Source organism: Kitasatospora sp. NPDC051984, assembly GCF_044593455.1.
Classification (GTDB): domain Bacteria; phylum Actinomycetota; class Actinomycetes; order Streptomycetales; family Streptomycetaceae; genus Kitasatospora.
Map to the genome: position 1 here is coordinate 1 of NZ_JBIUCB010000033.1, position 22341 is coordinate 22341.

At 72.5% G+C, this 22341-nt stretch carries 17 protein-coding genes and 5 pseudogenes; 6 read left to right on the forward strand and 16 right to left on the reverse strand.

What is annotated here, in order from left to right:
* Positions 1-279 (reverse strand): annotated as a pseudogene (locus tag ACIHEI_RS34205) (hypothetical protein); the annotation flags it as partial.
* 329 nt (positions 280-608) lie between these two features.
* Here ACIHEI_RS34205 and ACIHEI_RS34210 point away from each other — a divergent pair.
* Positions 609-1544, forward strand: a pseudogene (locus ACIHEI_RS34210) (helix-turn-helix domain-containing protein); the annotation flags it as partial.
* A 241-nt stretch (positions 1545-1785) separates the two neighbouring features.
* On the opposite strand, the gene ACIHEI_RS34215 reads toward ACIHEI_RS34210, so the two are convergent.
* From ACIHEI_RS34215 to ACIHEI_RS34245, 7 genes and pseudogenes are all read right to left on the reverse strand, one after another.
* Complete coding sequence (locus ACIHEI_RS34215; RefSeq protein WP_396609484.1) at positions 1786-2160, reverse strand: CU044_2847 family protein; 375 nt, start codon at positions 2158-2160, stop codon at positions 1786-1788.
* Positions 2157-3530 carry an ABC transporter substrate-binding protein gene (locus ACIHEI_RS34220; RefSeq protein WP_396609485.1) on the reverse strand — a complete coding sequence of 458 codons (1374 nt, stop codon included), beginning with the start codon at positions 3528-3530 and terminating at the stop codon, positions 2157-2159. Before ACIHEI_RS34220 ends, ACIHEI_RS34215 begins: the two co-directional genes overlap by 4 nt.
* Entirely contained in the window at positions 3527-4684 is a 1158-nt protein-coding gene (locus tag ACIHEI_RS34225; RefSeq protein WP_396609486.1) for a hypothetical protein, read from the reverse strand. The genes ACIHEI_RS34220 and ACIHEI_RS34225 overlap by 4 nt, the downstream gene beginning before the upstream one ends.
* On the reverse strand, positions 4681-6171 hold the full coding sequence (locus tag ACIHEI_RS34230; RefSeq protein ID WP_396609487.1) for a VWA domain-containing protein: 1491 nt from the start codon (positions 6169-6171) through the stop codon (positions 4681-4683). Before ACIHEI_RS34230 ends, ACIHEI_RS34225 begins: the two co-directional genes overlap by 4 nt.
* A 54-nt stretch (positions 6172-6225) precedes the next feature.
* Positions 6226-8610 (reverse strand): tetratricopeptide repeat protein, encoded by a 2385-nt coding sequence (locus ACIHEI_RS34235; protein ID WP_396609488.1) that lies wholly within the window; start codon positions 8608-8610, stop codon positions 6226-6228.
* Entirely contained in the window at positions 8607-10361 is a 1755-nt protein-coding gene (locus ACIHEI_RS34240; protein ID WP_396609489.1) for a serine protease, read from the reverse strand. The genes ACIHEI_RS34235 and ACIHEI_RS34240 overlap by 4 nt, the downstream gene beginning before the upstream one ends.
* A 123-nt stretch (positions 10362-10484) precedes the next feature.
* Positions 10485-10577, reverse strand: a pseudogene (locus ACIHEI_RS34245) (BBE domain-containing protein); the annotation flags it as partial.
* A gap of 452 nt (positions 10578-11029) precedes the next feature.
* On the opposite strand from ACIHEI_RS34245, the gene ACIHEI_RS34250 reads away from it, so the two are divergent.
* Together ACIHEI_RS34250 and ACIHEI_RS34255 are read left to right on the forward strand one after the other, a co-directional pair.
* Complete coding sequence (locus ACIHEI_RS34250) at positions 11030-11890, forward strand: universal stress protein (protein ID WP_396609490.1); 861 nt, start codon at positions 11030-11032, stop codon at positions 11888-11890.
* Positions 11891-12650: 760 nt separating this feature from the next.
* Positions 12651-13019: a hypothetical protein gene (locus ACIHEI_RS34255; RefSeq protein ID WP_392945546.1), complete on the forward strand. Its 369-nt coding sequence runs from the start codon at positions 12651-12653 to the stop codon at positions 13017-13019.
* Between the two features lie 33 nt (positions 13020-13052).
* On the opposite strand, the pseudogene ACIHEI_RS34260 reads toward ACIHEI_RS34255, so the two are convergent.
* Positions 13053-13445, reverse strand: a pseudogene (locus ACIHEI_RS34260) (ATP-binding protein); the annotation flags it as partial.
* A gap of 16 nt (positions 13446-13461) precedes the next feature.
* Positions 13462-13812: a hypothetical protein gene (locus ACIHEI_RS34265; protein WP_396609491.1), complete on the reverse strand. Its 351-nt coding sequence runs from the start codon at positions 13810-13812 to the stop codon at positions 13462-13464.
* A gap of 214 nt (positions 13813-14026) precedes the next feature.
* On the opposite strand from ACIHEI_RS34265, the pseudogene ACIHEI_RS34270 reads away from it, so the two are divergent.
* Positions 14027-14668 (forward strand): annotated as a pseudogene (locus ACIHEI_RS34270) (YoaK family protein).
* Positions 14669-14740: 72 nt separating this feature from the next.
* Here ACIHEI_RS34270 and ACIHEI_RS34275 read toward each other — a convergent pair.
* Both ACIHEI_RS34275 and ACIHEI_RS34280 read right to left on the reverse strand, forming a co-directional pair.
* Complete coding sequence (locus tag ACIHEI_RS34275; protein WP_396609492.1) at positions 14741-15100, reverse strand: hypothetical protein; 360 nt, start codon at positions 15098-15100, stop codon at positions 14741-14743.
* 40 nt (positions 15101-15140) lie between these two features.
* Positions 15141-15797, reverse strand: coding sequence for a hypothetical protein (locus tag ACIHEI_RS34280; protein ID WP_396609493.1), 657 nt, complete (start codon positions 15795-15797; stop codon positions 15141-15143).
* A gap of 640 nt (positions 15798-16437) precedes the next feature.
* Here ACIHEI_RS34280 and ACIHEI_RS34285 point away from each other — a divergent pair.
* Positions 16438-16719, forward strand: a complete 282-nt coding sequence (locus ACIHEI_RS34285) for a hypothetical protein (RefSeq protein WP_392945536.1) — start codon at positions 16438-16440, stop codon at positions 16717-16719.
* A gap of 228 nt (positions 16720-16947) precedes the next feature.
* Complete coding sequence (locus ACIHEI_RS34290; protein ID WP_387647140.1) at positions 16948-17589, forward strand: carbonic anhydrase; 642 nt, start codon at positions 16948-16950, stop codon at positions 17587-17589.
* Between the two features lie 54 nt (positions 17590-17643).
* Here the strand turns inward: ACIHEI_RS34290 and ACIHEI_RS34295 are convergent, their stop codons facing one another.
* The 4 genes from ACIHEI_RS34295 to ACIHEI_RS34310 form a co-directional block, all read right to left on the reverse strand.
* Positions 17644-18105: a Pycsar system effector family protein gene (locus tag ACIHEI_RS34295; RefSeq protein WP_387864412.1), complete on the reverse strand. Its 462-nt coding sequence runs from the start codon at positions 18103-18105 to the stop codon at positions 17644-17646.
* A 104-nt stretch (positions 18106-18209) separates the two neighbouring features.
* Positions 18210-19166: a hypothetical protein gene (locus ACIHEI_RS34300; protein WP_396609494.1), complete on the reverse strand. Its 957-nt coding sequence runs from the start codon at positions 19164-19166 to the stop codon at positions 18210-18212.
* Positions 19156-21315: a hypothetical protein gene (locus ACIHEI_RS34305; RefSeq protein ID WP_396609495.1), complete on the reverse strand. Its 2160-nt coding sequence runs from the start codon at positions 21313-21315 to the stop codon at positions 19156-19158. The genes ACIHEI_RS34300 and ACIHEI_RS34305 overlap by 11 nt, the downstream gene beginning before the upstream one ends.
* Complete coding sequence (locus tag ACIHEI_RS34310; protein ID WP_396609515.1) at positions 21312-22337, reverse strand: hypothetical protein; 1026 nt, start codon at positions 22335-22337, stop codon at positions 21312-21314. The genes ACIHEI_RS34305 and ACIHEI_RS34310 overlap by 4 nt, the downstream gene beginning before the upstream one ends.
* Between the last annotated feature and the right edge of the window lie 4 nt (positions 22338-22341).

Genomic DNA, 22341 nt, shown 5'->3' on the forward strand with positions numbered 1-22341 from the left:
GACCACACCACCGAGCCGGCCCGGGTCGTCCACGCTGCCCGATCCGACCGAGAACCTGACCCAGTACGCGCCCAGCGCATCGGCGGCGGCACCCTGCTGCCCGTCGAGAGCACGCCGAACCGCCGAATCCGCGCCCTGCGCGGCCTCCTTGAGCCCCTCGGCCGCCCGGCGGCAGTGCTCGGCCATCTCCCGCAACCGGTCCTCGTCCGCCTCCGGCCAACGGCAACCCGCCAGCAGGAGCAGGACCCACTGAAGCGGCTCGGGGAGCTCAACGGCCACGGACTGGTACCTCCGACTGCGAACGCTCTACGACGGGGCCCGAAGCCGGACAACCGCGCCGAACGTATCCGGCCCGATGACCCGCGTCCCGGCGGAACGACCGGCAGAAATGCGGGTTCCCGATTCCTGCCGGTGCGCGCCGCGCTGGTATGTTCCTGACGAATCATCCGCTGACCCGCCTGCAGTGTTGCCGCCGCGATCCGAGCAGGTGGCCGACACCGTGGTGACGCGAGCGGACCGGGCGCAGTCCTCCGAACCGTGCCGGTGGGCCCGCCGCACCGTAAGGAGCCCGCTGTGCCGCTCACCCGCGTCGTGCCCGCTGTCCGGCCGTGACCGGCCCCGGCGAGTTCGGCGCACTGCTGCGCCGGCTGCGACTGCGCGCGGGCCACAGCCAGGAGCACCTCCCCCACGCCGCCGGGCTCGGCGCGCGCACCGTCGCCGACCTGGAACGCGGTAGGGCCCGCGGGCCGCAGCGCCGCACCGTCGAGGCACTGGCCCTGGGCGCCGACGACGCCCCTGCGCTGGAGGCCACCGCCGCCCTGGGCCGCCCACGCGCCGTGCGCGCGGCGCCGCTCGCCGGTACGCTCGCCCTTCCCCGGGACCTGCGGGACTTCACCACGCGTACCGAAGCACTGGATAGCGTGCGGGAGTTGGCCTCCCACACGGACCGCGGCCCGGCACCCGTCGCACTGATCACCGGTCAACCGGGCCTGGGCAAGAGCGCGTTCGCCGTCCACGCGGCGCACCTGCTCGCACCCGACTACCCGGACGGCCAACTCGCCCTCGACCTGCGCGGCACGGACGAGCGGCCGACCGACCCGCGCGAGGCACTGGCCCGGCTCCTGCGCGCCCTCGCGGTGGACGAGAGCGCCGTCCCCCGCAGCACCGAGGAACGCTCGGGCCTCTTCCGTACCCTCACGGCGGACCGCCGGCTGCTCATCCTCCTCGACAACGCCGCGGACGAGGACCAGGTACGCCCGATGCTGCCCGACCGGGGCAGCTCACTGACCCTGGTGACCAGCCGGCACTCGCTGGCCGGCCTGGAGTCGGCCTGCCGGACGGACCTCGGCCTGCTGCGCCGGGAGGAGGCCGTCCACCTGCTGACCCGCATCCTCGGCGCCGACCGGGTCGCCGCCGAGGAACAGGCCGCCCGCGATCTCGCCGACCTGTGCGGCCGGCTGCCACTGGCCATCCGGGTGGCCGGCCAACGGCTGGCCGCGCGACCGGCCGAACGCATCGGCACCCTCGTGTCGCACCTCACCGACGAGGAAAGACGGCTGGACGCCCTTCGCGCCGGCAGCCTGGAAGTCCGCGCGGCGTTCGCCCTCTCCTACCGCCGCCTCACGCCCCCCGCACGCACACTGCTGCGCCGCGCCGCCCTCGCGCAAGGACCGGACTTCAGCGCCCACACCCTCGCCCTGCTCGCCGACCTGCCCCTGCGCCAAGCACGGCAACGGTCCTGCCAGGTGCGAGTCGCGACAGGCGGCTCGCACCTGGCAGTTGCGGTCACTCCTGGGCCTGGGCCTGGGCCTGGTCCTGGGCCTCGTCCTCGTCCTCGGCTTCAGCAGCATGGTCGGGGGACCAGCGGAGCGTCACATCGAAGTGGACGCCGGCGGAGCCGCCCGCCAGGATCACGCCGACGCTGCCGTCCAGTTTGACGCCGAACTTGACCTCGATCTCGTCGGGTCGGCGTGGCAGGGCGCGGAACGCGTCGATCACGTCGGACGCCGTGTTGACCACGGTGTGCAGCGAGTCCCGCACCGTGGCGCTGGCTCGCTCCAGACTTCCCCGGCCGGCCGGCGCCACCCCGGTGCCGGTGCCCTCGCTCTCGACCACCAGCGTGCCGCCGGACGCGAGGGTGAATTCGGTACGTGTTGTCACTTGGCCTCCTGGCCTGAGGATGGGGGCGGGCAGACGGAGCTCTGTATCGGCTGCGGGTAGGCGTCGACCCGGACCTTTTCCAGATCGGCGAGAATCGCGTCCAGTCGGGTCGGGTCGTTCAGGTACTCGAGCACCGCGTGGTTGAACGCGGCCGACATGGCGCTGGGCATGGTGTCCGAGGCGTCGAAGCACAGGGTGGCGCCCGAGTCCAGCAGCTGGTTGATCCGGCGGGCGATGAGGTTGGTCGCGCCCTGGGCCAGCGTCTTCGTGACGGTGCGGTTGGCGGAGAAGGCCGCCTCCGGCTGGCGTTCCGGCCAGATCTGCTGGGCCTTCCGGCTCGCGAGGAAGACCATGAACCTCTCCGCCTCGGGCGAGTCGCGGAACATCGCAACGAGATCTCCCGACACCTCGTACGTCGACGTCGACTGGGAGTTGGGGAACGCGAGGAAGTCGTAGTCCTTTCCCGAGACGAGTGTGGTCGGTGTCTCGGGGTCCGGGGTGACGAGGGCGCCGTGCTCGAGGTAGCAGCCGGGCGTCGCGGTGAAGAACGGATAGGCCCCTTCGCCGTAGCTGGTCAGCAGCGCGGTCAGCGGGCCGCCACGAATCGCGTCCGGGGCAGCGACGGTCTGGCCCCAGGTCTGCCAGGCCGCGACGACCTCTGGAGATTTCCATTCGAGCTTGCCGTCGACCCAGTCCGTGTAGGTGCCGACACCCGACTGGTGCAGCAGGATGTCCTCGATCCAGTCGGTGCCGGGCCACCCCGAGTTGGGGGGGTCGGCCATGGCCAAGCACCAGGGCGTCCTGCCCTGGTGGGCTTTCGACCGGCCGGCGGCGACCACGTCGGCCCAGCTGCTGTCCGGTCGGATGGCGAGCTCGCGGTTGTACCAGATCAGGCTCTTGACGGAGGCTTTGACGACGACCGCGTACTGATGCTTCGTCCCGGCCTCCCCGAGCCGGTACCACAGGGGGTCGTAGTCGGACTTCAACTGCGCGACGAGTTCATCGCCGAGTGCCTTGTTCTGAAAGCCGTCCAGCGGAACCAGGGCGTTCTGCTGCGCGTAGGAGCGCAGCGCCCCGGGGTTCGCGACCACGGCCAGGTCCGGCTCCTCGCCCTTCTGCACACCGGCCCGCAGCACCTGGTCGAGCGCCCGGGTGGGCGAGGCGTGGACGGTGATGTCGTGGTTGTCGGCCTCGAAGGCATCGATCACCGCCTGGAAGGAGTCCTTCTCGTCGCCGCCGGTCCAGGGCGTCAGGATGGTCAGGACTCGCCGGTCGGACGTGGACGAGCCGCCGAGGCAGGAGGCGGACCCGGCCAGCAGGGTGAGGACCAGTAGGAGCCGGAGGGCTGCCTGGCGCTTGTGCCGCATCATCGGCCTCCGAACCGGTACTCGTCGATGCGCGGATTCAGCGCGCGGGCGGCCGCCCCGGCCGCGGTCAGGGTCAGCAGCAGGACGACTGTCAGGCGTTCGGTGGAGGAGGCGTCCGCTTTGCCGACCCCGTTCGTGAACTCGGCCTCGGCCCGGCCCAGTTGGTGACCGTCTTCGCTCGTCCCGCCGGTCGCGGGCGCCGGCGGTGTCAGGCCGGTCCCGCAGTACCCGGGAGCGTCCGGGCAGGCCTTCTCGTCGGTGACGATGGCGAACAGGTCCTCGCCGGCCTCGGCGGCGGACCGGCTCGCCTGCTGCTGCGTCAGGGTGACCGCTTCGCCGAACGGACCGTCCAGGGCCGAGCGCAGGTGTCCCTCCGAGGCACCGAGCGACTGACCGCACCACAGCACCGCCGCGGTGAGGGCGAGCGCAGCGGTCGTCAGCCAGATGCTCAGCCGGCGCCGGAACCGGCGGCGCAGCACGAACTGGGTCCGCGCGAACAGCGCCAGTACCAGGGCGAACGGCAGCAGGAACAGCAGCTCTGTGGTGCCCGCCAGCCATGCCGAGCTGCGCCGGTCGGCCAGTGCCGTGCGGCCGTCCGTCCGCAGCCGGTCCAGCGTGGCCGAGATCTCCCGGTACTGCAGGGTGGCGTACCAGAGGGCCGGCAGGGCGCGGTTGATGTCGTGGGTCCGCTGGTAGTCGGCGGCGGCCTGCTCGATCTCGGCGTTGTAGGCGACGACGAGGCCCTCGACGAGTTGCAGATCGCTGGTGCTCTCCGGGCCCGCCACGTTGTATCTGGCCAGTTCCGCGAGGTTCTGGCTGATCGCGGCGATGTCGTTCTGGTACTGGTCGCCGAGGCCGCCGAGGCCCACGGTGCCTTGCAGGAAGCCGTGCACCGCCACCCGGTGGGCGTCCGCGAGCGCGCTGTTCGCGGCCTCGGCCCGGAGCAGCGCGGGGGCGGCCCGTCCGCCGGCGGCGTCGGTTCCGGTGTGGGCCTGGCTGGACACCAGCAGGCACAGCGCGCCGGTCAGCAGGCTGCCGGCCACCAGGGCCGCGCGGAGCCGGCGCAGGGTGCGTGCGGTGGTGGAGGGTGCCGCCGGTTCGTCCGTCGCCGGTTCGTCCGTCGCGGGTTCGGGCGTCACCGTGCCGGGGGCCGTCATCCGCCCACCGCCGGTGCGTGGTCGGTGAATTCGTGGTCGCATGCGAGGTTCTCGCAGTACCGTGCGCCGGCCACGGCGATCCGGTGGCATCTCGGGCAGACGGGCCCGGGGCCGGACGGGTGCGCGGGCGCGGGGTCGGCGCGTGGCGCCGGGTTGCGCAAGTGGCTGTAGAAGCTGCTGGTGACCGTGCCCATCATGGCCTGCAGGACGTAGTCGGGATCCAGTTCCGGCAGCAGGCTGACCACGCCGCGTACGGCGTCCTCGACCTGGACGACCTGGCCCAGTCGCCGGAGCGCGTCCTCGTTGCGCAGTTCGGTGGCCAGTGCCACGGCCCGGCCCCAGGCGTCGCACGCGCCTTGGCGATCCCCCTGGCGGAACAGCGCGCCGCCGCGCCATCTGAGCGCGTACAGCTCCTTCTCCTGCTCGTGGCGGTGCCGGTCGGCCCCGAGGACGGTTTCCGGGGCCGGCTGGTCGAGCCAGCGCGCGGTGACCACCTCGACCGGGCTGACGGGTGTGGCCCGCTCGGTGCCGATCGCGCCGATGACCACCTCGATGGAGGCCAGGGTCTCCGCGCCGGCGCCGGCCGTCCGGTCGCCGGTCACGGTGAAGGTCGCGACGAACCCGCGGGTCTCGCTGCTCCAGGGGCCGGTCGGGTAGTCGGTCACCGCTGTTCCGGCCAGTGGCAGGCGGTGGCGGAGCAGGTCGGCCACCGCCGGGTGGGCCTGTTCGAGGACCGACACGGACACTCCCGGTGCGCAGCGCACCCGCAGCGCCAGGTCGGACAGTGTGCGGCCCATGGCGGTGCGGACCAGTGTGCGGAAGTCGGTTGCCAGGTCGGCCAGGTCGGGTACCGCGTCCGCCGTTCCCCGGAGTTCCTCGGCGATCCGTCTCAGCTCGGCGGGCTCCCAGTCCGCGCCGATGCCGCGGGCGTCGCAGGTGAAAACGGAACGGCAGTCGGCGAGTACGGTCTCCATCGACCGTGCCGAGCGGTCCTGGTGTTCGTTGCGTCCGTCGGTGAGCAGGAGTGCGTGGCAGATCCGGTCGTGATGCGGTTCGAGCAGTTCGCGGGCCTTGTCGAGCCAGGCGCCGATGACGGTGCCCTGGGCGCCGGGGGCGATCCGGTTGACGGCCTGCTTGGCCTCCGCGCGGGTGGTGGCGTTCGCCGGGGCGAGGAAGGACTCCCGGGGGTAGATCATGGTGGCCTCGTGGGTGCCGGCGACCACGGCGAAGCGGGTTCCCTCGCGCAGGGTGTCGATGGCGGCGCAGCTCGCTTCCTTGGCCCGTTGGAGCTTGGTGCGCGGATGACTCATCGACCCCGATTGGTCCAGCAGGACGACCTCGGCGAACTGCGCCTGGCTCCGCGGGCCCGCCGACCGGCCGTCCGGGGTGCTCGCGGCCACGCTGAGGTAGACGTGCACCTCACGTTCGGCCAGGGAGCGGTACCTGTCGTAGTTGGCCTCGAGGGTGACTCTCGGCGCTTCGCTCATGTGCCAATTCCCCGTCCGTAGAGAAAGATTGACGATCCGTCGGAGCGTGCGGGTTCACTGCGTGGTGACCGGTCTTACGGCGTTGGCCAGGTCGACGAGCACGGTGTGGCGCATCTCGTCCGGTGCCCACTGGGCGAACGCCCGGTATTCCTTCTCCAGCCACGACCGGAGTTCGTGCTCGGTGGCTTCGTCCTCGGACGCGGTGCGGTCCGGTCGCGCGCTGCGCCGGCGGTCGAGCCTGGCCTCCATGATCAGGGCGGCGAGCCGGCGCCGTTCGGGTTCGTCCAACGGCAATGTGGCCAGCGCCTGTTCGGCTTCGGCGAGGTCCGTGCGGCCGGGCAGGCCCTCGGGGCCGGCGCCGAGCCGCCCGGTGTGGATCCGCAGCGCGGCGATCCGGGCCGCCCGGTGGTGCGGCGAGGTGTCGGGTATCTCCCGCAGCGCCGAGACCGCGCCGGCCCGGTCGCCGCGGCGGAGCCTGGTCCGGGCGTGGCCGAAGGCGGCGCTCTCGTGCCAGCTGTCGGTCCGCCACACCGACAGGTAGGCGGCCGCTGCGGCGTCGAGTTCCTCGTCGGTCGCCGCCCGGTACTCGGCGCACAGGGCCAGCGCGAGCTTCGGCGCGAGCTCACCCGGCAGCATCCGGTGGCAGGCGGTGAACATCTTCTCCGCGCCGCCGAACTGCCGCTCGGCCAGGGCTGTCAGCCCCTCGTGCCAGTTGAGCCGCCAGCCGGGCCGCAGCAGGCCCCTCGCCCGGTCCAGCGCGGCGCGGGCCGCTTCGAGGTCGTCGAGCCGCAGGTGGAGCCGGCAGCGCAGCAACTCGACCTCGGGCGAGGGGACGCGGGCGGCGGCCGGGTCCGCGCCGGTGTAGGAGGCGAGCTGGGAGAGGGCGACGGCCGGATCGGTGCTGACCGAGGCCCGGAGGAACCCGGCGGCGGGATCCCGGGCGTCGACCAGCGGCTCGGGCAGCCCGGCCGCCGCCATGACCGGCGCGGGCGGGGCGGTGACGAGCGTACGGCAGCTGCCCTCGGCGGCCGCCCGCAGCGCCGCGGTGCTCGTCCACCGGTCGAGCGGCGGCACCGTCCCGAGTCCGGGGTCGAGCAGAGTGGTGGAGCGGGCGAAGAGCAGCGACGGCGCGGTGTACTGGGTGCCGTCGCGCCTGGAGACCAACTCGCGCAGCACGCCGCTCAGTTGGCCCGCCATCTCGGCCGCCGAACCGAACCGCAGCTGTGGATCGGCGTTGGTGGCGCGGCTGATGAGCTGACGCAGTGAGGTGAAGCGGGCATGGTCCGGGTCGGCGGTGTACCACCCGAGGAGCGACTCCAGGGTCCGGCCCACCGTGTGGAGGTCGGTGGCGACGGTGGGCCCGGTGTCCAGCAGCTCCGGGGCCCGGTAGTCCTCCGAGTACGCCCACCTGCCCGGCTTCCCGGCCTCGCGCACCGCGCCGAGGTCGATCAGCTTGATCCGGGAGCCGTACACCATCAGGTTGCTCGGCTTCAGGTCGCAGAACAGGTACTGGCGGTCGTGCAGGTACTGGAACGCCCGGAGCACGCACAGGACGTAGCCGATGATCTGCTCGGTCTCCAGCTTGCCGAACAGGTCCGGGCGCTCCAGGGAGTAGCCGGGCAGGTACTCCATCACCAGGTAGCCGTGGTAGCCGTGCCGGGACCCGCCCGTCGGCTCGTGCGTGACGAAGTCGTAGATGTCGACGATGTCGGCGTGCCTGAGCTCGATCAGGAACCGCTTCTCCTCGGCGGCGTCCTCGACATGTACGGGGTCCTCCGCGTCGATCAGGCCTTTGAGCGCCACCGGACGGTTGTTCAGGCGCTCGTCGTGGGCGAGGTAGACCCAGCCGAAGCCGCCGTGCCCGATGCAGCCCGCGACCCGGTAGCGGTCCGACAGCAGCTCGCCAGGGCTGAGTCTCGGCACGAACGAGTAGGCCGTTCCGTCGTACGGGCAGCGCCCCTCCAACAGGCTCGGCTGGCCGTCGAGGCCGGTGCCCACCGGGCGGCCGCAGGCGGGGTTGGGGCAGACCCTCCGCTCCTCCGGGATCTGCGGCATGGCCTTGACCGCCTGGCCCGGCTCCGGTCCGTCGATGGTCGGCAGCGTGACGAGGCCCAGCCCCCACCAGGGGTCGTCGCCGAACTGGCGCGGCGGCTGGACGAGTTCTGCGCGGCGCCCGGACGGCACCACGCCGCGCTCCGTGCCCACCGGCACCGACCGCACCGACCGCACGGGGGCCACGCCGCGCTCCGTGCCCACCGGCACCACGCCGCGACCTGTGCCCACCGGCGCCGAGCGCACCGACCGCACCGGGGCCTGTTCCCCGGCCGGCGGCCGGCCGGCGCCCGCCGGCGGGGCCACCAGTGGCGGGAGCAGGCAGCGTCGGCAGTAGCCGGTCGCGTCGAGTTCGCCACCGCAGCCAGGACGGTTGCACCGGTTCATGCCTGTCTCCCGTCGATCACGCGTCGAACGGCCTGGTGGTACTCCTCAACCCGGAGCTCGGCGAGGGGCAGATCGCATTCACCGCTGTAGAGCAGCCGCCGGGCCGCCTCGTACGGCTCGCCCAGTTCCTCGATCAGGCCGCGCCCCGCGGCCTCCGAGCGGTAGGCGTCCAGCCGCCCCCGGGCCCGGTCGCGCCGGGCGAGCAAAGCCGTGCACGCGGCGTGCAGGCGCCGGGCCCGCGCCAGCAACCGGGCGGCCGCCTCCTCGCAGGCATGGAGTTCGCCCAGCAGCCGTCCCCGGAGGGCGGATCCGGCGTTGGCCGGGCCGGCACCATCGTGGTGCTGGGTGTCCCGCAGCACCCGAAGGCGGACCGCGAGCGCGGCGGCGCCGGCGACCTGCGGCGGCGGCGTGCCGAGGATCCGCGGTGCGACGTGGTCGCGGCACGCCCGGGCATCGCGCTCGGCCGCCTCGACCTCCTCCACCAACCGGTCGAGCCGCTCGAGTCGCCGGCCGAACCGCGTCGCCCCGCCGTGCCCACCGCCCCGCTGACCGCCCGGCGGAGCGGTCGCGGCAGGCCGCCCGAGGCTCGCCGCGACCGCGCTGCGGACGTAACGCGGAGGGTCGCCGTGGTAGGCGAGCAGCAGGCGCACGCCGATGCTCGGCGCCCGCGCGGCGATCGGTTCGAGCAGCCGGTAGTACAGCTCACCGGGGTCGGCCGCCAGGTCGACCGCGTTCACCACGACGACGATCGGTGAGCCCAACTCCTCCAGCTGGTGGAAGAGTTCATCGGTGACGCGGTCGGTCAGCAGGCTCAGACTCTCCGCGAGCTGCTCGGCGACCTGCTCCGTCGTCCGCCCGGTCGCGTCGACGGCGGCGTCCACCTCACCCAGCTGGGGAACGGTGCCGGGCGGGGCGCCGGTGACGGTTTCGTCAGGGGCCGCCCGACGGTAGCCCCGCACCGTCAGGCCCACCAGACGGGACGTCAGCGCGACCGCGCCGCCACCGCCGATCGCACAGACCCCGCCCGGCCCACCGGACGCCAGCCAGCCGACCAGGTGCCGGGTCAGCGCGAGCTGCACCGGGTCGTCCAGGACCTCCGGGACCCGCGGCGACGACCAGTCGCTCGGCGCCACCTGCGAGGGCCGGCTCGCCAGGTGCCCGTCGAGCACCGCGCTCGCGTACTTGTACAGCGTCCGGACCGCGATCATCCAGCTGCTCTCGGCGAGCGGCGCCCGGACCACCGCGATCACGCCGAGGATCTCACCACTCGCGGCGAGCGCCGCCGCACCGCTGAACCCGCGATCGACGCGCTGCTCCAGCACCGCGTCGAGCTGCACCCGCTCCCCCGTGAAGTCGTACGAGGCGATCTTCGCCCGGGCCAGCTGGCCGTTGTCGGTACCCGCCGGAAAGCCGAAGATCCGCACGATCTCGTCGTGCTGCCAGGTCCGCCGGATCCTCGCCCGCGGCGCGCCCGGCACCACGGACCGAAGGGCGAGGATCGCCACATCCCCGCGCTGGTCCGGCAGCGGCGGCTGCCAGCAACTCTCGACAACGGTCGCCGGATGGGCCTCGTCGGGACGTCCGGCAATACGGACCCGGACCTCGCGATCGGCCCCGCGCACAGCGCCGATCGCCTCCTCGACCACATGCGCACACGTCAGCACATACTCGCCGTCGAGCATCGTCCCGGCACCATGCACGCGCCCCTGGGTGTCCTCGATGCGCGCGAGCCAAGGATCCTCCCGCCCCATGGCGAAAGACGTTACCGTCTAAGTGATCTGACGAACACTCACTTCACATGATCACATCATTTGTGGACACACCGAAGGATTCGGCTGCGGCTCCGGATACTCGATTCGGGCCTGCATGCCAGGTCAGTGCGGCAGTTCGATCGAGAGAGCATGCCGGAAGACGTCGCGCGGGTCCCAGCGGGCCTTGACGCGTTGCAGGCGCGGGTAGTTCTGCTTGTTATCACGAGATCGACGCCTCTCCCCAGCTCAGGGGCGTGATCCAACATCCGGGGTCAGCAAAAGGTCAGCAAGATTCCGGAGGTTCCACTGGGCGGCCGAATGGCCTCCCGCCCAACACCTCGCGGGCGGGGCACCCCGCGGATCGACCAACCCGGTCGTCGACCACCACATGGTCTATGCCCTCCTGTCGATCGTCCTCGCGGCCGCGCAGGCCGGTGACCGCTGGGGCCTGGGCCGCTGGTGGGCCACCCTGCCGGTGGTCAGGTCCCGCCGCCGGCTGCGCTGAGCAGCCCGCCGACGCCACCCGGCCCCATGCCAAGTCCTGCTGCGAAGAAGGACCTTGGGTCCGCGCGAAGGACCGTCGGGTCCTGTCGGGGCGGTCGCCGCGAGCAGCAGCATGGATCCCGGAGGCGGGACACCGGGTCACCGCCCGACAGAAGGGAACGGCCATGGCCCACGGAATCGTCACCGGGTTCGACGGATCGGCGCGGTCCGAAACCGCAGTCGGCTGGGCCGCCGCCGAGGCGGCCCGGCAGGGCGAACCGCTGCGGATCGTACACGCCTGGCCCTGGCTCGGCTCGGCCTGGAGCGACGGGCCCGCGGCGGCTCCCCACCGCGGCGCCCTGCTGGAGTTGGAAGAGGTCGCTGACCGGCTGCGCGGCGTTCACCCCGCGCTGGACGTCGTCACCGAGGCGGTGGCCGACGACCCCGCCGACGCCCTGCTCGCCCGTGCCGCGGAGCACCGGCTCGTCGTGCTGGGCTCACGCGGCCTCGGCGGTTTCGCCGGCCTGGTGGTGGGCTCCGTCGGCCTGGCCGTGGCCGCCCGCAGCACCACCCCGGTGGTGCTGGTCCGCGACGGCGCGCCCGCAGCTCCTGCCGACGCCGCCGACCGCCCCGAGATCGTCGTGGGCGTGGGCGGTGAGTCCTCCGCGGCGGTGCTGGAGTTCGCGTTCGCCGAGGCCGAGCGCCGGGGGGCGCGAGTGCGGGCAGTGCACGGATGGGAGGCGGTCCCGTTCTGGACCGCGGCAGGCTGGATGCCGCCGCAGGAGGACGTGGAACTCCGGGGCGCCGAGCTCATGGACGTGCTGGCCAAGGCGCTCGCGCCGGTCCGGGCGGCACATCCCGGCGTCGAGGCCGTCGCCGAGACCAGGACCGGCGGTGCCGCGCACGCGCTGGTCGCCGCCTCGGCCCAGGCCGACCTGGTCGTGGTGGGCCGCCGGCAGCACCGCCTCGGCACCCGGCTCGGCGCTGTCGCCCACGCGGCGATCCACCACTGCACCGCCCCGGTCGCCGTCGTCCCGCACGACTGAGATCGCCGCCTTCCCGTGGGCGCAGCCTTCGTCCTCTCCGGCCGACATGCCGGCAACCCGGCAGCCGCTGACTGACTCGGGCCGGACGCGGGTGGCGGCCCGGCCGCCGGGGGCGCAGGACGCGGAAGGCCTCCGCGGTGAAGACAGTAAGGTCGCGATTCTGATCGACTCCAACGATCGGCGTCGGGATACATCAAGCCATGCCCAGCCATGTGCTGGTGAACCTGCTCGCCGGGGCGTGGCGCACAGGCTCTCGCAGGCACCGATCCGTCGCAGCGGGAGCTCGACATGGCTCGCCGGCCCCGCCATGGCCAGTGCCGACCCGCATGTGACCCGCGTGCAGCAACCCCTTTCCCAGAGGCTCGTGCGATGCCGTCGTGTCGCGCATGGCACTGATGCTGATGTCCGACGTGGAGCACGTCGCCGCCGAGGCCGGCCCGGGGCAATCCCGCTCGGCGTCGGGACGACGTCGAGCCGCCGTTCGGACGGTTGACGTCTTCGGGGAACGGGGGGCGTGGCGTCGTGGGAACGGATGGGGTTCCGGGCGCTTCGGTGTCCGGGCCCTTGTCCCTGCCGGCGTACTCCTTGAAGCGCTCAGCCAGGTACGGACGAACGTGCTCAGTTGTCGGAAGCTCCGTCTGACGTCCTGTTTGAGCTGATCAAGTCCTTTGCAGGGCCGAGCTCGTTCCGCCTATCGTTCGTTTTGGCGTCACCGTGGACACTCAGCAGAAGGTGCCCGGGACACGAAGGAGCGATTGTCGTGGGTGTCTTTGTCCGCATCAGGGGCTGGCTGGAGTGCGACGACCAGCAGCTTGTCCGAGTCAAGGAGATCGTCGGCTCCGAGGACCCCGATCGGACCTATAGCGGCGGCTGGGGCTTCCCCGAGCGGCAGTACAACTTCACCAACTGGGTCTTCTTCGGTGCTGACATGCGCGAGCAGTCCGTCGACTGGTTCCGGGAACAACTACGTCTCGTAGCGCAGATCCCTGCCTCCGACGATGACAACGACCTGGTCACCGGCCTCTTCCTCGTCAGCCATGAGACCGAGGGCATGAGTGAGTGGCAGGTCCGCGATGGGGGTGTGGTGATCGGAGGCGCAAGCGGGGAGTATCAGTACCTCGACGAATAGAGCCGCCCTTGCTGGCTGCAGAGGCTCAGATGATCAGGCCGCGTCGCTGTCCCGCTCGATGGCGGCGAGCCGGTTCTTCAGCCGGTAGCTGGGGCCGTTGATGGAGATTACGTCGCAGTGGTGCAGGAGCCGTTCGAGGATCGCGGTCGCGAGGACGTCGTCGCCGAAGACCTGGCCCCACTCACTGAAGGTCTTGTTCGAGGTCAGGATGATCGAGCCCTTCTCGTAGCGCTTGGAGATCACCTGGAAGACCAGGTTCGCCTCGGCGCGTTCCAGGGGCTCGTAGCCCACCTCGTCGACCACGAGAACGCTGGGCCGCAGGTAGGTGCGGAGTTTGCCGGCCAGGCGTCCGGAGGCTTCGGCGGCCTTGAGGTGGCGGACCATGTCGTCGACGGTGGTGAAGTAGATCGAGTACCCGGCCCCGCAGACCCGTGGTCCCGGGTCACGGACGCGCATGCGGCCGGCTGGTTCCGCCAGGTCTCCCGCAGAACCGGTGGTTGTCGCCCCGCAGCAGGCTCTCGTACCGCGGATCCCCCGGCCGCACCGCCGCCGGCCCGAACGTCTCCGGATCCCGCCCGGACGCCGCACCGTCGGCGCCGGCGGGTGGCGCACCGTCGGCGCCGGCGGGTGGCGCACCGTCGGCGCCGGCGGGTGGCGCACCGTCGGCGCCGGCGGGTGGCGTGACGACCGCGGCTGCGGGTGGCGCGACGGCCGCGGCCGCCAGGGTTCCGGCGGCGGCGGTCAGCAGGGCGCGACGGTTCGGTGGCGCGCCGGACGATTCTCGCTGGTTCATCGTCATTCCCCGTACGCCGAGGGCCGGTTGCGTCGATGGGCAAAAGCATTCCCGCCGGTTCGGCCCGCGCCCGGCGTTCGGCCGGACGTGTCGGCTGGCTGCGGGGTCCGTCGGTGTGCGGCGGCGCCCTGGCAGGCTACTGACCAGCCACCAGTCCGTCCGCCCCGGAGGAGCCGTGCCCGCGTCCGCCGCACCCCCGTCACCGTCCCGGCCGATCGGCGCGGCCACCGAGGACGGCGACCCGCTGGCCCTCGCACTGTTCGGGCTCACGGCGGTGAGCGGACTGATCGACGCCGTCAGCTACCTCGGGCTCGACCACGTGTTCGCCGCCAACATGACGGGCAACGTGGTCGTCATCGGCTTCGCCCTGGCCGGCGCGCCCGGGTTCTCGACCCTCGGCTCACTCACCTCGCTCGGCGCGTTCCTGCTCGGCGCGGCCCTCGGCGGACGCCTCACCACCGGCCGTCTCTGACCGGCCCTCGCCGCCGAAACCCTGCTCCACCTCGCCGCCGCCGTCGTGGCCTTCGCCGTAGGCACCGGTGGCGCCGTCCAGTACGGCGTGATCGCCCTGCTCGCCGTCGCCATGGGCCTGCGCAACGCCACCGTCCGCAGCCTCGGCGTCCCCGACCTCACCACCACCGTCCTGACCATGACCCTCACCGGCCTCGCCGCCGACACCCGCCTGGCCGGCCGCCACTCCCCCCACCAGCGCCGCCGCGTCCTCGCCGCCCTCACCATGACCGCCGGCACCGCCCCGGGCGCCCTCCTCGTCCTGCACCACCACCTCCCCTGGGCGCTTCTCCTCGCGGCCGGCATCACGGCGGCGACGGCCGTCCTCTACCGCCAAGCGCCCTGACAACGGAGGTCCCAACGGACTGTCCCCGCAACGCCGTTCGAACCTGCCCCGGCTGCCATGAGATTCCGCTGACTACCAGACGAGGACCCCGCCGCCCACCGCCTTGGCGCGGCGCGCGGCAACGACGATGTTGTCGAACCGCTCGGCGACGTAGTCGGCGTCGTAACCGCCCTGCGCGGCCAGCTGGTCGAGATACGGGCGGACGAGGTCGCACTCGGCGAGGAACTCGTCGATCTCCTCCGGCTCCGCGTAGAGGTCGTAGCCGTCGAGCCGCGGGAAGAACCGGGCGCCCAGGTCCCGCATCGCCTCGGATCCCCAGAGCCGCTTCCGGGTGCTCTCGAAACCGGCCAGGGTCTTGCCGTACGCGGGGTCCTCCAGGAAATCGCATCCGCCGTCGGCGGCGCGGACGAAGGTGTGCACGAGGAGACTCACGGGTCGGTTCCTGTCGTTCGGGGTGCGGGGGACGTGCGCGTCAGCTCACGGGCCAGTGCGGGTTGGGCCTGCCATCATCGCCCATGTGCGCCCGCCGCCAGATCGCGGGCCAGCTGTTCGTGACGGTGGGCTCGAGCGGGTGCCACCGCCCGCACGGGCATGGTGCCGTCACCCACGAGCAGCGGGCGCACAGCTCGATCCAGCCGTGCCCGGTCGCGTGCGATGTCGGCGCGCCCTCGTCCCCGCAGGCCGGGCAGCCGGGGAGTTCGGCGCCGTCGAGGAGCGCGTTCTGGCGCCGGACGTACGCGGCCAGGTGCAGCGACGGGTGGCGGAACGGGTCGTCGCACCAGACGCGCTCCGGCCAACTATCCGACCCGTTCCACAGCCACCACGGCCGGGGGTTCGGTACGGCCCGCCGCCCGGCCCGCTTCTCCGCGCGGCGTTGCGCCGCGAAGTGCTCCGCCCGCTCGCGCCACAGCAGCCTGGCCTCGTGCAGTTCCTCCACTGCCCGCAGCAGCGCGTCCGGGTCCGTCTCCAGGCGCCGGGGGATTCGGGCGCTGAGGGTGAGGTGGTGGTAGGTCGCCCGAAAGCCGTAGGGGGCGAACTCGGTGGCGCAGGTGCGCAGCGCGCTGTGCCGCCGGTGGACGGGGAGCCGGTCGTCGTGGACGCGTGCCCGGTGGGTCAGGAAGCTGGTCATGCTGCGAGAAACTTCGGAACGGGCGGCAAGATGATCACACGGGGATGATGCCGGACCCTCCACCGTCCTCGCCACGGAGTTCCGCGCTCGCGGCTGGTCGGGGGCGGCGCCAGATCACCGCCTCGGCGCTCGGCAGTCGGACGGCGAAGCAGCCCGACGGGGAGGCCTCGCGGCGCAGGTCGGCCTCGAAGGGCGGGCAGCCTGGGGCCGAACAGGTGCGGGGCGGAGGAGCATGCCGGGGTCGGGGTCGACGCCGACCGTCCCGCCTAACAGGTCGGCCAGCCCGAGCGTGAGTGTTCCGGGGTCGCAGCCGAGGTCCAACAGCCGTCCGATGCCGTCGAGTTGGAGGGCCTTGCCGAGCGCCTCGGCCAGGCCGGGCGGGTACGGGAGCCGCCCGCGCGCGTAGAGCTCGGCCGTGCCCGCGAACAGTGTCTCGTCCCACTCCCAGCCGTCCACCGTGTCCGCCCCCCCCCCCCCCCCACTTCGCCCCCCAGGGGCACGCCACCGCGCCGCGAGTCCGATTCCGGCCATCCTCCGGCGCCAATTGGTACATACCATTGACGCGCTCAACTCAACCCCGGCAGGATCCCTCCCGGCCCACCCACGGCCGCCCCGAACCTCGCTACCCAGAGGAGCCCCCGTGCCCATCCGCCGCGCCGCCAAGGCCATGTCCGTTCTCGCCCTCGGGGGTGCGCTGGTGGTCGGAATGACCGGCACCGCCTCCGCCGCGGGGATCGCCGACCTGACGGGCATGGGCTGCCCGGACTACTACACCAACTACTACGGCAACGGCGGGTTCGTGCAGACCCTGGCGTACACGTTCACCGGCGGCAACGGGGCCCGGTACGGCCACTACAACGTGGTGTTCCGCAACAACTACGGCGAGACCAACGAGGGCTACCGCGAGTACCGCTGCTACTGAGCGGCGCCGGCCCGGCGCATCGTCAACGCGCTCGCGGGGCCGGCCGGCGGGATCGATGGTGTCCGCACCAACGGCGCAGTTCCTGCATAATTATCGCCGCCGCCACACCGATATCCGAACGATTCTGGCCGTTTTCGATCGGTTCGCCCCATTCCGTGAGCGGCTCCGGCGCGTCCAGGAGGTGGCCCGGACGAGCCTGCCCCTAGCCGGGGGACGTAGTCTGCGGGCATGACAGACGCCGCGAACCTCACTCCCCGGGAAGCCTTCGAGATGCTGCTGGCGGGCAATGGCAGGTTCGTCGCCGGTAGCCCCTACCACCCGAACCAGGATGCGGCCCGCCGCACCCAGACGGCGCCGGCGCAGGCACCGTTCGCGGTGCTGTTCGGCTGCTCCGACTCCCGACTCGCCGCCGAGATCATCTTCGACCAGGGCCTCGGTGACCTGTTCGTGGTCCGCACCGCCGGCCACGTGCTCGGTCCCGAGGTGCTCGGCAGCATCGAATACGGCGTGAGCCTGCTGGGCACCCCGCTGGTCGTGGTCCTCGGGCACGACTCCTGCGGCGCCGTCGCCGCCACCCGCGAGGCGGTCGCCGCCGGCGCCACCGGCGAGGGCTTCGTCCGCGACGTGATCGAACGGGTCACCCCGAGCGTGCTCGCCGCGAACGCCGCCGGACACACCGACAACTCCCACTTCATCAACGAGCACATAAGGCACACCGTCGCCCTGCTGATGGAGCGCTCGCGCATCCTCTCCGACGCGGTCGACGCCGGACGCACCGCCGTCGTCGGCCTCTCCTACCGCCTGGTGGACGGCACCGCCCACCTGGTCACCACCCGCGGCCTCGACCTCCCGGCCCCCGCCGCCGCCTGACCACCCCGGCACCCACCCGCAGCCCCGGCCCGACCAGGCCGGGGCTGCGGCGTGTCAGACCGGCCGCAGCACCGCGCCGAACTGCATCAGGGCGAGCAGCAGCAGCGTCGTGCCCGCCTCGATCCAGCGGTACTTCGAACGGATGATCGCACTGGTCCCGATCAGCGAGGACAGCAATGCCCGCCCCGGATCCCGCCCGGACGCTTCGAACTCGCCGCCCAGTCGCTCGGCGCCGTCCGCCGCGGTGATGTGCTCGAAGTAGCCAGGCGCGCCGGTCGCCCTGGACCGCCCACGGCGGCGGCGCGGCACGATCGCGGCGACAAAGCACGCGACGGCCAGCAACGCACTCATCGCCGTCGTCCACCACAGCAGGTGCGCGGGCCAGGACCCGCCACCGCCGTCGCGGCTCAGCGGGAGGAACGCCCCGAACGCCGCACCCGTGAAGCCCAGCAGCACCGCGGCCTTCGCGTCGGCCCGGCCGAGCTCGGCGCTGTTGGCCGCCGCCAGCCGTTCCATGGCCGCCACCGCCCGTGCGCTGCGCGACGCCGGCCCCACGTGCGCGCCATCCCGCCGCCGACGCAACGCCGCCGCGGTCGTGCGATGCCGGACGGGTAACCGCATCACCGCGCCACCCCGTTCAGCCGGTCGCCGACCACTCGGCCGTTCAGGCCGCCGCCGGTCCAGTCGTGGCCGGGTGGCGGCGTCTGCGGAGCGGGCGGCGGCGTCGGGCCGGGGACGCGGCGGCCGAGTGCGGACAGCCGGTCGTGCAGCAGCAGGGAGAGCTCGTCCTGCTCCTGCTGCGGCAGTTTGCCGAGCAGGCCCGCCAGTTGGTCCTGCCAGGTCGTCTCGCCGCGAATCAGGTCGGCGTGGCCGACCGCCCAGTCCAGCACCTGACTGACCTGCTCCGGATGGCGCACCAGCCAGAGCGCGGCGAGCGAGACGGGGCCCTCCTGGACGGCCTGCTTGCAGAACTCGTACTCCTCCCGGCTGTCGGTCCACGGGTACGGCGCACCCGCCTCCACCGGTTCGCCGAGCCGCAGTTCCTCCGCGTCCTCACGGGTGGAGACGTCCGTGACGCGGTACACCAGGCCGTGATCGGGCAGGCGGCGCGGCCCGCCCAGGTACTGCAGCAGGACATCGGCGGTCACCCGCCTGCCGAGGGCGGCATACTCGTCACCGATGTGGCCCAGGCACCGTTCCAGCTCCTTGCGCACCGGATGCCAGCCGTACAGCGTGCCACTGCGCACCACCTGCGCGGCATCGTCCGCCCACCACAGCACCCGGACCTCGGTCGACTTGGTGCCGCGACCGGTCGGCAGACCGACGGTGCGGGAGCCGATGCGCTGGTCGAGGTCGACGTGGAACGCCTGGTCGTAGTCGCGCAGGCGCAGCCGGGCGGCCGGGAACTTGCCGAGGGCCGGGCCGCTCGGGTCGGCCCCGGCCCGGTGGAAGCCGCCGCTGCGGTCGCGCAGGACCAGCGCCCGGTTGCGCGGCGCGGACCAGCGGTGGCGCAGCACCTCCCGCCACAGGGCGCGCGGGGCCCGGACGTACAGCGGTGCGTCGTTCTCAGTGGACATCGGATCCTCCGTCCGGTGATGCGGGATAACTGCCGTTGGCCGCTTGGCGGTTGGTGCGCGGAGTTCCGTGGCGCCAGTCCTCCAGGGCCTGGCGGGCGATGTGACGGCCGGCCAGGTCGCCGTCGTAGCGGTCGATCTCGACGAACAGGGCGAAGACGCCGTGCCGCATGTCCTGGGCCAGGGCGTTCAGCAGGGCCTCGACCGCCGGCCGGAACTCGTCGTTCCAGACAGCGATGCTGCACCAGTGGAGCAGGGCCCGGCAGATGCTGCGGAAGTGACGCTCGTCGTCGAGGAGTTGACGGACGAGGGCGAGGATGGTGGCGCGGTGCTCGGTGACAGTGGTCAGTTGCTGCCGGAACCAGGAGTCGCTGTGGTACATCAGGCTGGGAAACACCCACAGGACGAAGTCCGGGTCGCCGCCGGGCCGTTCGGCCCAGGTGGTGATGGCGCTGAACACGAGTTCCTTGTTGCCACCCGCGAAGAGCGCGGACAGCGCCCTGCCCACTTCGCCCGCCACACCGGCCTCGTCGCCGTCCCGGCCCCGGTAGCAGCGGTGCAGTAGGGTGAGCGCCACCTCCGGCCGGGCGAGACCGAAGTCCGTTCCGCAGGCGCGGGCGACCGTCCAGCGCAGATACTTGCCGTCCCGCCGACTCCACTGGCCCAGACGGAACTTGACCTCACTGGCGAGCACCGGCTCCTGCGCGGCGATGCCGAGCGCGTAGGCGGCGGCGCTCCGACTGCGGGCCCGGTCCGAGCCGGCCAGTGTCTCGATGTGGCGCAGCGCCTGCCGGCCGCCGCCCCAGCTGGCGGCCAGGCCCATCACCCGGCCGACCCGCTCGGCGAGATCGCTGTCTCTCCCGGGGATGGTGTCCATCCACTCGGTGAGCAGTTCGGACGACCCGCCGTACTGCCGCCACAGGTGACGCAGCACGGTCTCGCTCTGCCGGTGCCGGGTGAAGTGCACTGGTTCTACCGTGTAGTTGAAGCCGGAGGTGTTGCGGATCTCCGGCGGCCTGCACTCGGCGCGCACCATCCTGAGGAGCTCTTCGAGCGGGCGGCGGAGGACGAACTTCGGGTTGGGCCGGGTGCTGCGCTTGGCGCCTTCGTCCTCGCCGGTCAGGACGGCGTCGAGTCGCCCGTCGGCCAGGGCGACGAGCCGCCTGGCCTCGTCCTGGACGATCCGGTGGTCGAGCCCTTCGAAGACGCTGATGGCCAGCAGGAATGCCAGGCCGTCGGGGTCGCCCCGGAGCCGGTCGAGCAGTTCCGGCACCTCGTCCTCGGCGAGGTAGCTGAGGCGCTCGCGCAGCGCCTCGGGGTCGGGGCCGTCGTCCCCGCCGGCGGCCACTTCGGCGACCAGTTCGGCGACCTGACCGGGCGTCAGATCACTGGTCAGTAGCGGCCCGAATCGGTCCTCCAACCGGTTGCGGCGCTGCTCGGACGGGACGGTGGCGGCCAGGCGGGCGTCGAAGACCGCGCGGGGTGCGGGCGGGGTGCAGCGGATCGGCTCGACGTGCAGGTCGCGGGTGAGGCCGCGGAGCCTGCTCGGCTCGTTGGGCAGGACGATCACCATGCAGGCGCCGGCGTCCTTGAGCTTGGCGCGCAGGTTCGCCAACACCGCGGGCCCGAAGGCCTGTTGAGGCAGTAGGCCGTTCACCAGGTAGCCCCGCACCTTGGTGTGGGTGGGCCGCCAGGAGGACAGGTCCACGCCGCTGTCGAGAGCGCGCAGGTCCAGGCTGCGGCCACTGTGCCGGTACAGCAGGTTGAGCGCGGCGGTGCGGCGTCCGCTGCCGGGCTCGCCGGTCAGGAACAGGATCCGGGTGGAGAGTTCGGACAGCGCCTGCCGGAACCAGTGGGGTTCGGCGAATCCGAACCGCGCGTCGAGGATCTCCGCCTCCGTGATCGGCCCTTCGAAGGCCTCGACGCGGCGCGGCCCGGGGCCGCCGACCGATGCGCCGACGTTCTTCACCCGCTGGCCGCCGTACACGGAGCCGGTGTTGATGCTGCCGTTGGGGGCGTAGATGAAAGGCTGCCCGCCCGCGAGGTGCTCCGCGAACCGGTCGGCGAACTCGTCGTCGTACATCTCCTCGTCGGGGTCGTCCGCGAAGGATTCCGCCGCTTGTTCGGGGGGTCCGGCGTCGGGCGCGGTCACCGGCGCTTCTCCTTCTTGTTGCCGCGCACGGTGTCACCCTGGTTGCCGTGGACCGTACCGGCCTGGTTGCCGTTCACGGTGCCGGACTTGTTACCGCCGACGTAGTCACCGGCGATGCCGAGGCGGTCGCCGCCGATCTTGTCCCCGCCGAACCGGTCCCCGCCGATGCTGTCGCGGCCGGTGTTGGTGACGCTCTGACCGCCGTGCACGGTACCGGAGTTGATGATGCCCCGGTCGGCCCGCTGGGTGACGTAGGACCGCGCGGGCCGACCGACGCCCCGCTCGTCGGTGTCCGCGGCGGACTTCGCGGATTCGTGTTCGTCGACGACGCGGTCGCCGAGGATGCGGCGGTCGTAGAGGTTGCCGGAGGGCATCGGGACGTACAGCCAGGCGCGCTGGTCGAAGCGCTTGCCCTCGACGGTGGCGGGGACCTCGACGAAGTGGTCGGGGTGGCGGCCGGTGTAGCCGGAGGCGACGGCGTCCTGGTAGCAGCGGTCGGAGAGGATCGCGGCGACGTGGGTGATGCTTTCGCTGGACGCGGCCAGCATCGCCTTGACGGGGCGGGAGTCGAGCAGCCGGTGGGTGTCGTTGCGCGGGGTGCCGTTGCCGTCGAACTCGTCGCCGGTGTCGGGCAGCGGGCCGATGTGCAGGCTGACCCGGAGCCGGGTGCGGACGGCGCCGGCCGAGTGGACGTTGAACTCGGTCAGCACGTCCTGCAGGGTGTGCAGCCAGGGGTGGATCAGGAACGGCATCCAGGCCGGGTCGAAGCCGAAGATGTAGCCGTCGCCGGTGGACGCGGGGAACCGCCGGTCGTCCCAGACGTGGGCCAGGCCGGCCCGCTCGAAGGAGCGCTCCAGCAGTTCCGGCACGGCCCGGCTGATCACCCCGTGCTCGATCGCGGGGTACCCGGTGAAGTCCTTGGCGTCGACGGCCACGAGCCCCCGGTAGGGCGGCAGTTGGCGGCTACGACTGTGCGGCAGGGCACTGGCCTGCGGCAGCGGCCGGTCGTACGGGCGGCGCATCGGC

What these genes read in the sequence shown, in the direction of transcription:
- ACIHEI_RS34225 (WP_396609486.1), bottom strand. Translation starts at nt 4,684, where the DNA reads ATGACGGCCCCCGGCACGGTGACGCCCGAACCCGCGACGGACGAACCG.
- ACIHEI_RS34220 (WP_396609485.1), bottom strand. Translation starts at nt 3,530, where the DNA reads ATGATGCGGCACAAGCGCCAGGCAGCCCTCCGGCTCCTACTGGTCCTC.
- ACIHEI_RS34295 (WP_387864412.1), bottom strand. Translation starts at nt 18,105, where the DNA reads ATGGAACGGCTGGCGGCGGCCAACAGCGCCGAGCTCGGCCGGGCCGAC.
- ACIHEI_RS34250 (WP_396609490.1), top strand. Translation starts at nt 11,030, where the DNA reads ATGGCCCACGGAATCGTCACCGGGTTCGACGGATCGGCGCGGTCCGAA.
- ACIHEI_RS34280 (WP_396609493.1), bottom strand. Translation starts at nt 15,797, where the DNA reads ATGACCAGCTTCCTGACCCACCGGGCACGCGTCCACGACGACCGGCTC.
- ACIHEI_RS34230 (WP_396609487.1), bottom strand. Translation starts at nt 6,171, where the DNA reads ATGAGCGAAGCGCCGAGAGTCACCCTCGAGGCCAACTACGACAGGTAC.
- ACIHEI_RS34300 (WP_396609494.1), bottom strand. Translation starts at nt 19,166, where the DNA reads ATGTCCACTGAGAACGACGCACCGCTGTACGTCCGGGCCCCGCGCGCC.
- ACIHEI_RS34240 (WP_396609489.1), bottom strand. Translation starts at nt 10,361, where the DNA reads ATGGGGCGGGAGGATCCTTGGCTCGCGCGCATCGAGGACACCCAGGGG.
- ACIHEI_RS34290 (WP_387647140.1), top strand. Translation starts at nt 16,948, where the DNA reads ATGACAGACGCCGCGAACCTCACTCCCCGGGAAGCCTTCGAGATGCTG.
- ACIHEI_RS34265 (WP_396609491.1), bottom strand. Translation starts at nt 13,812, where the DNA reads ATGAACCAGCGAGAATCGTCCGGCGCGCCACCGAACCGTCGCGCCCTG.
- ACIHEI_RS34310 (WP_396609515.1), bottom strand. Translation starts at nt 22,337, where the DNA reads ATGCGCCGCCCGTACGACCGGCCGCTGCCGCAGGCCAGTGCCCTGCCG.
- ACIHEI_RS34235 (WP_396609488.1), bottom strand. Translation starts at nt 8,610, where the DNA reads ATGAACCGGTGCAACCGTCCTGGCTGCGGTGGCGAACTCGACGCGACC.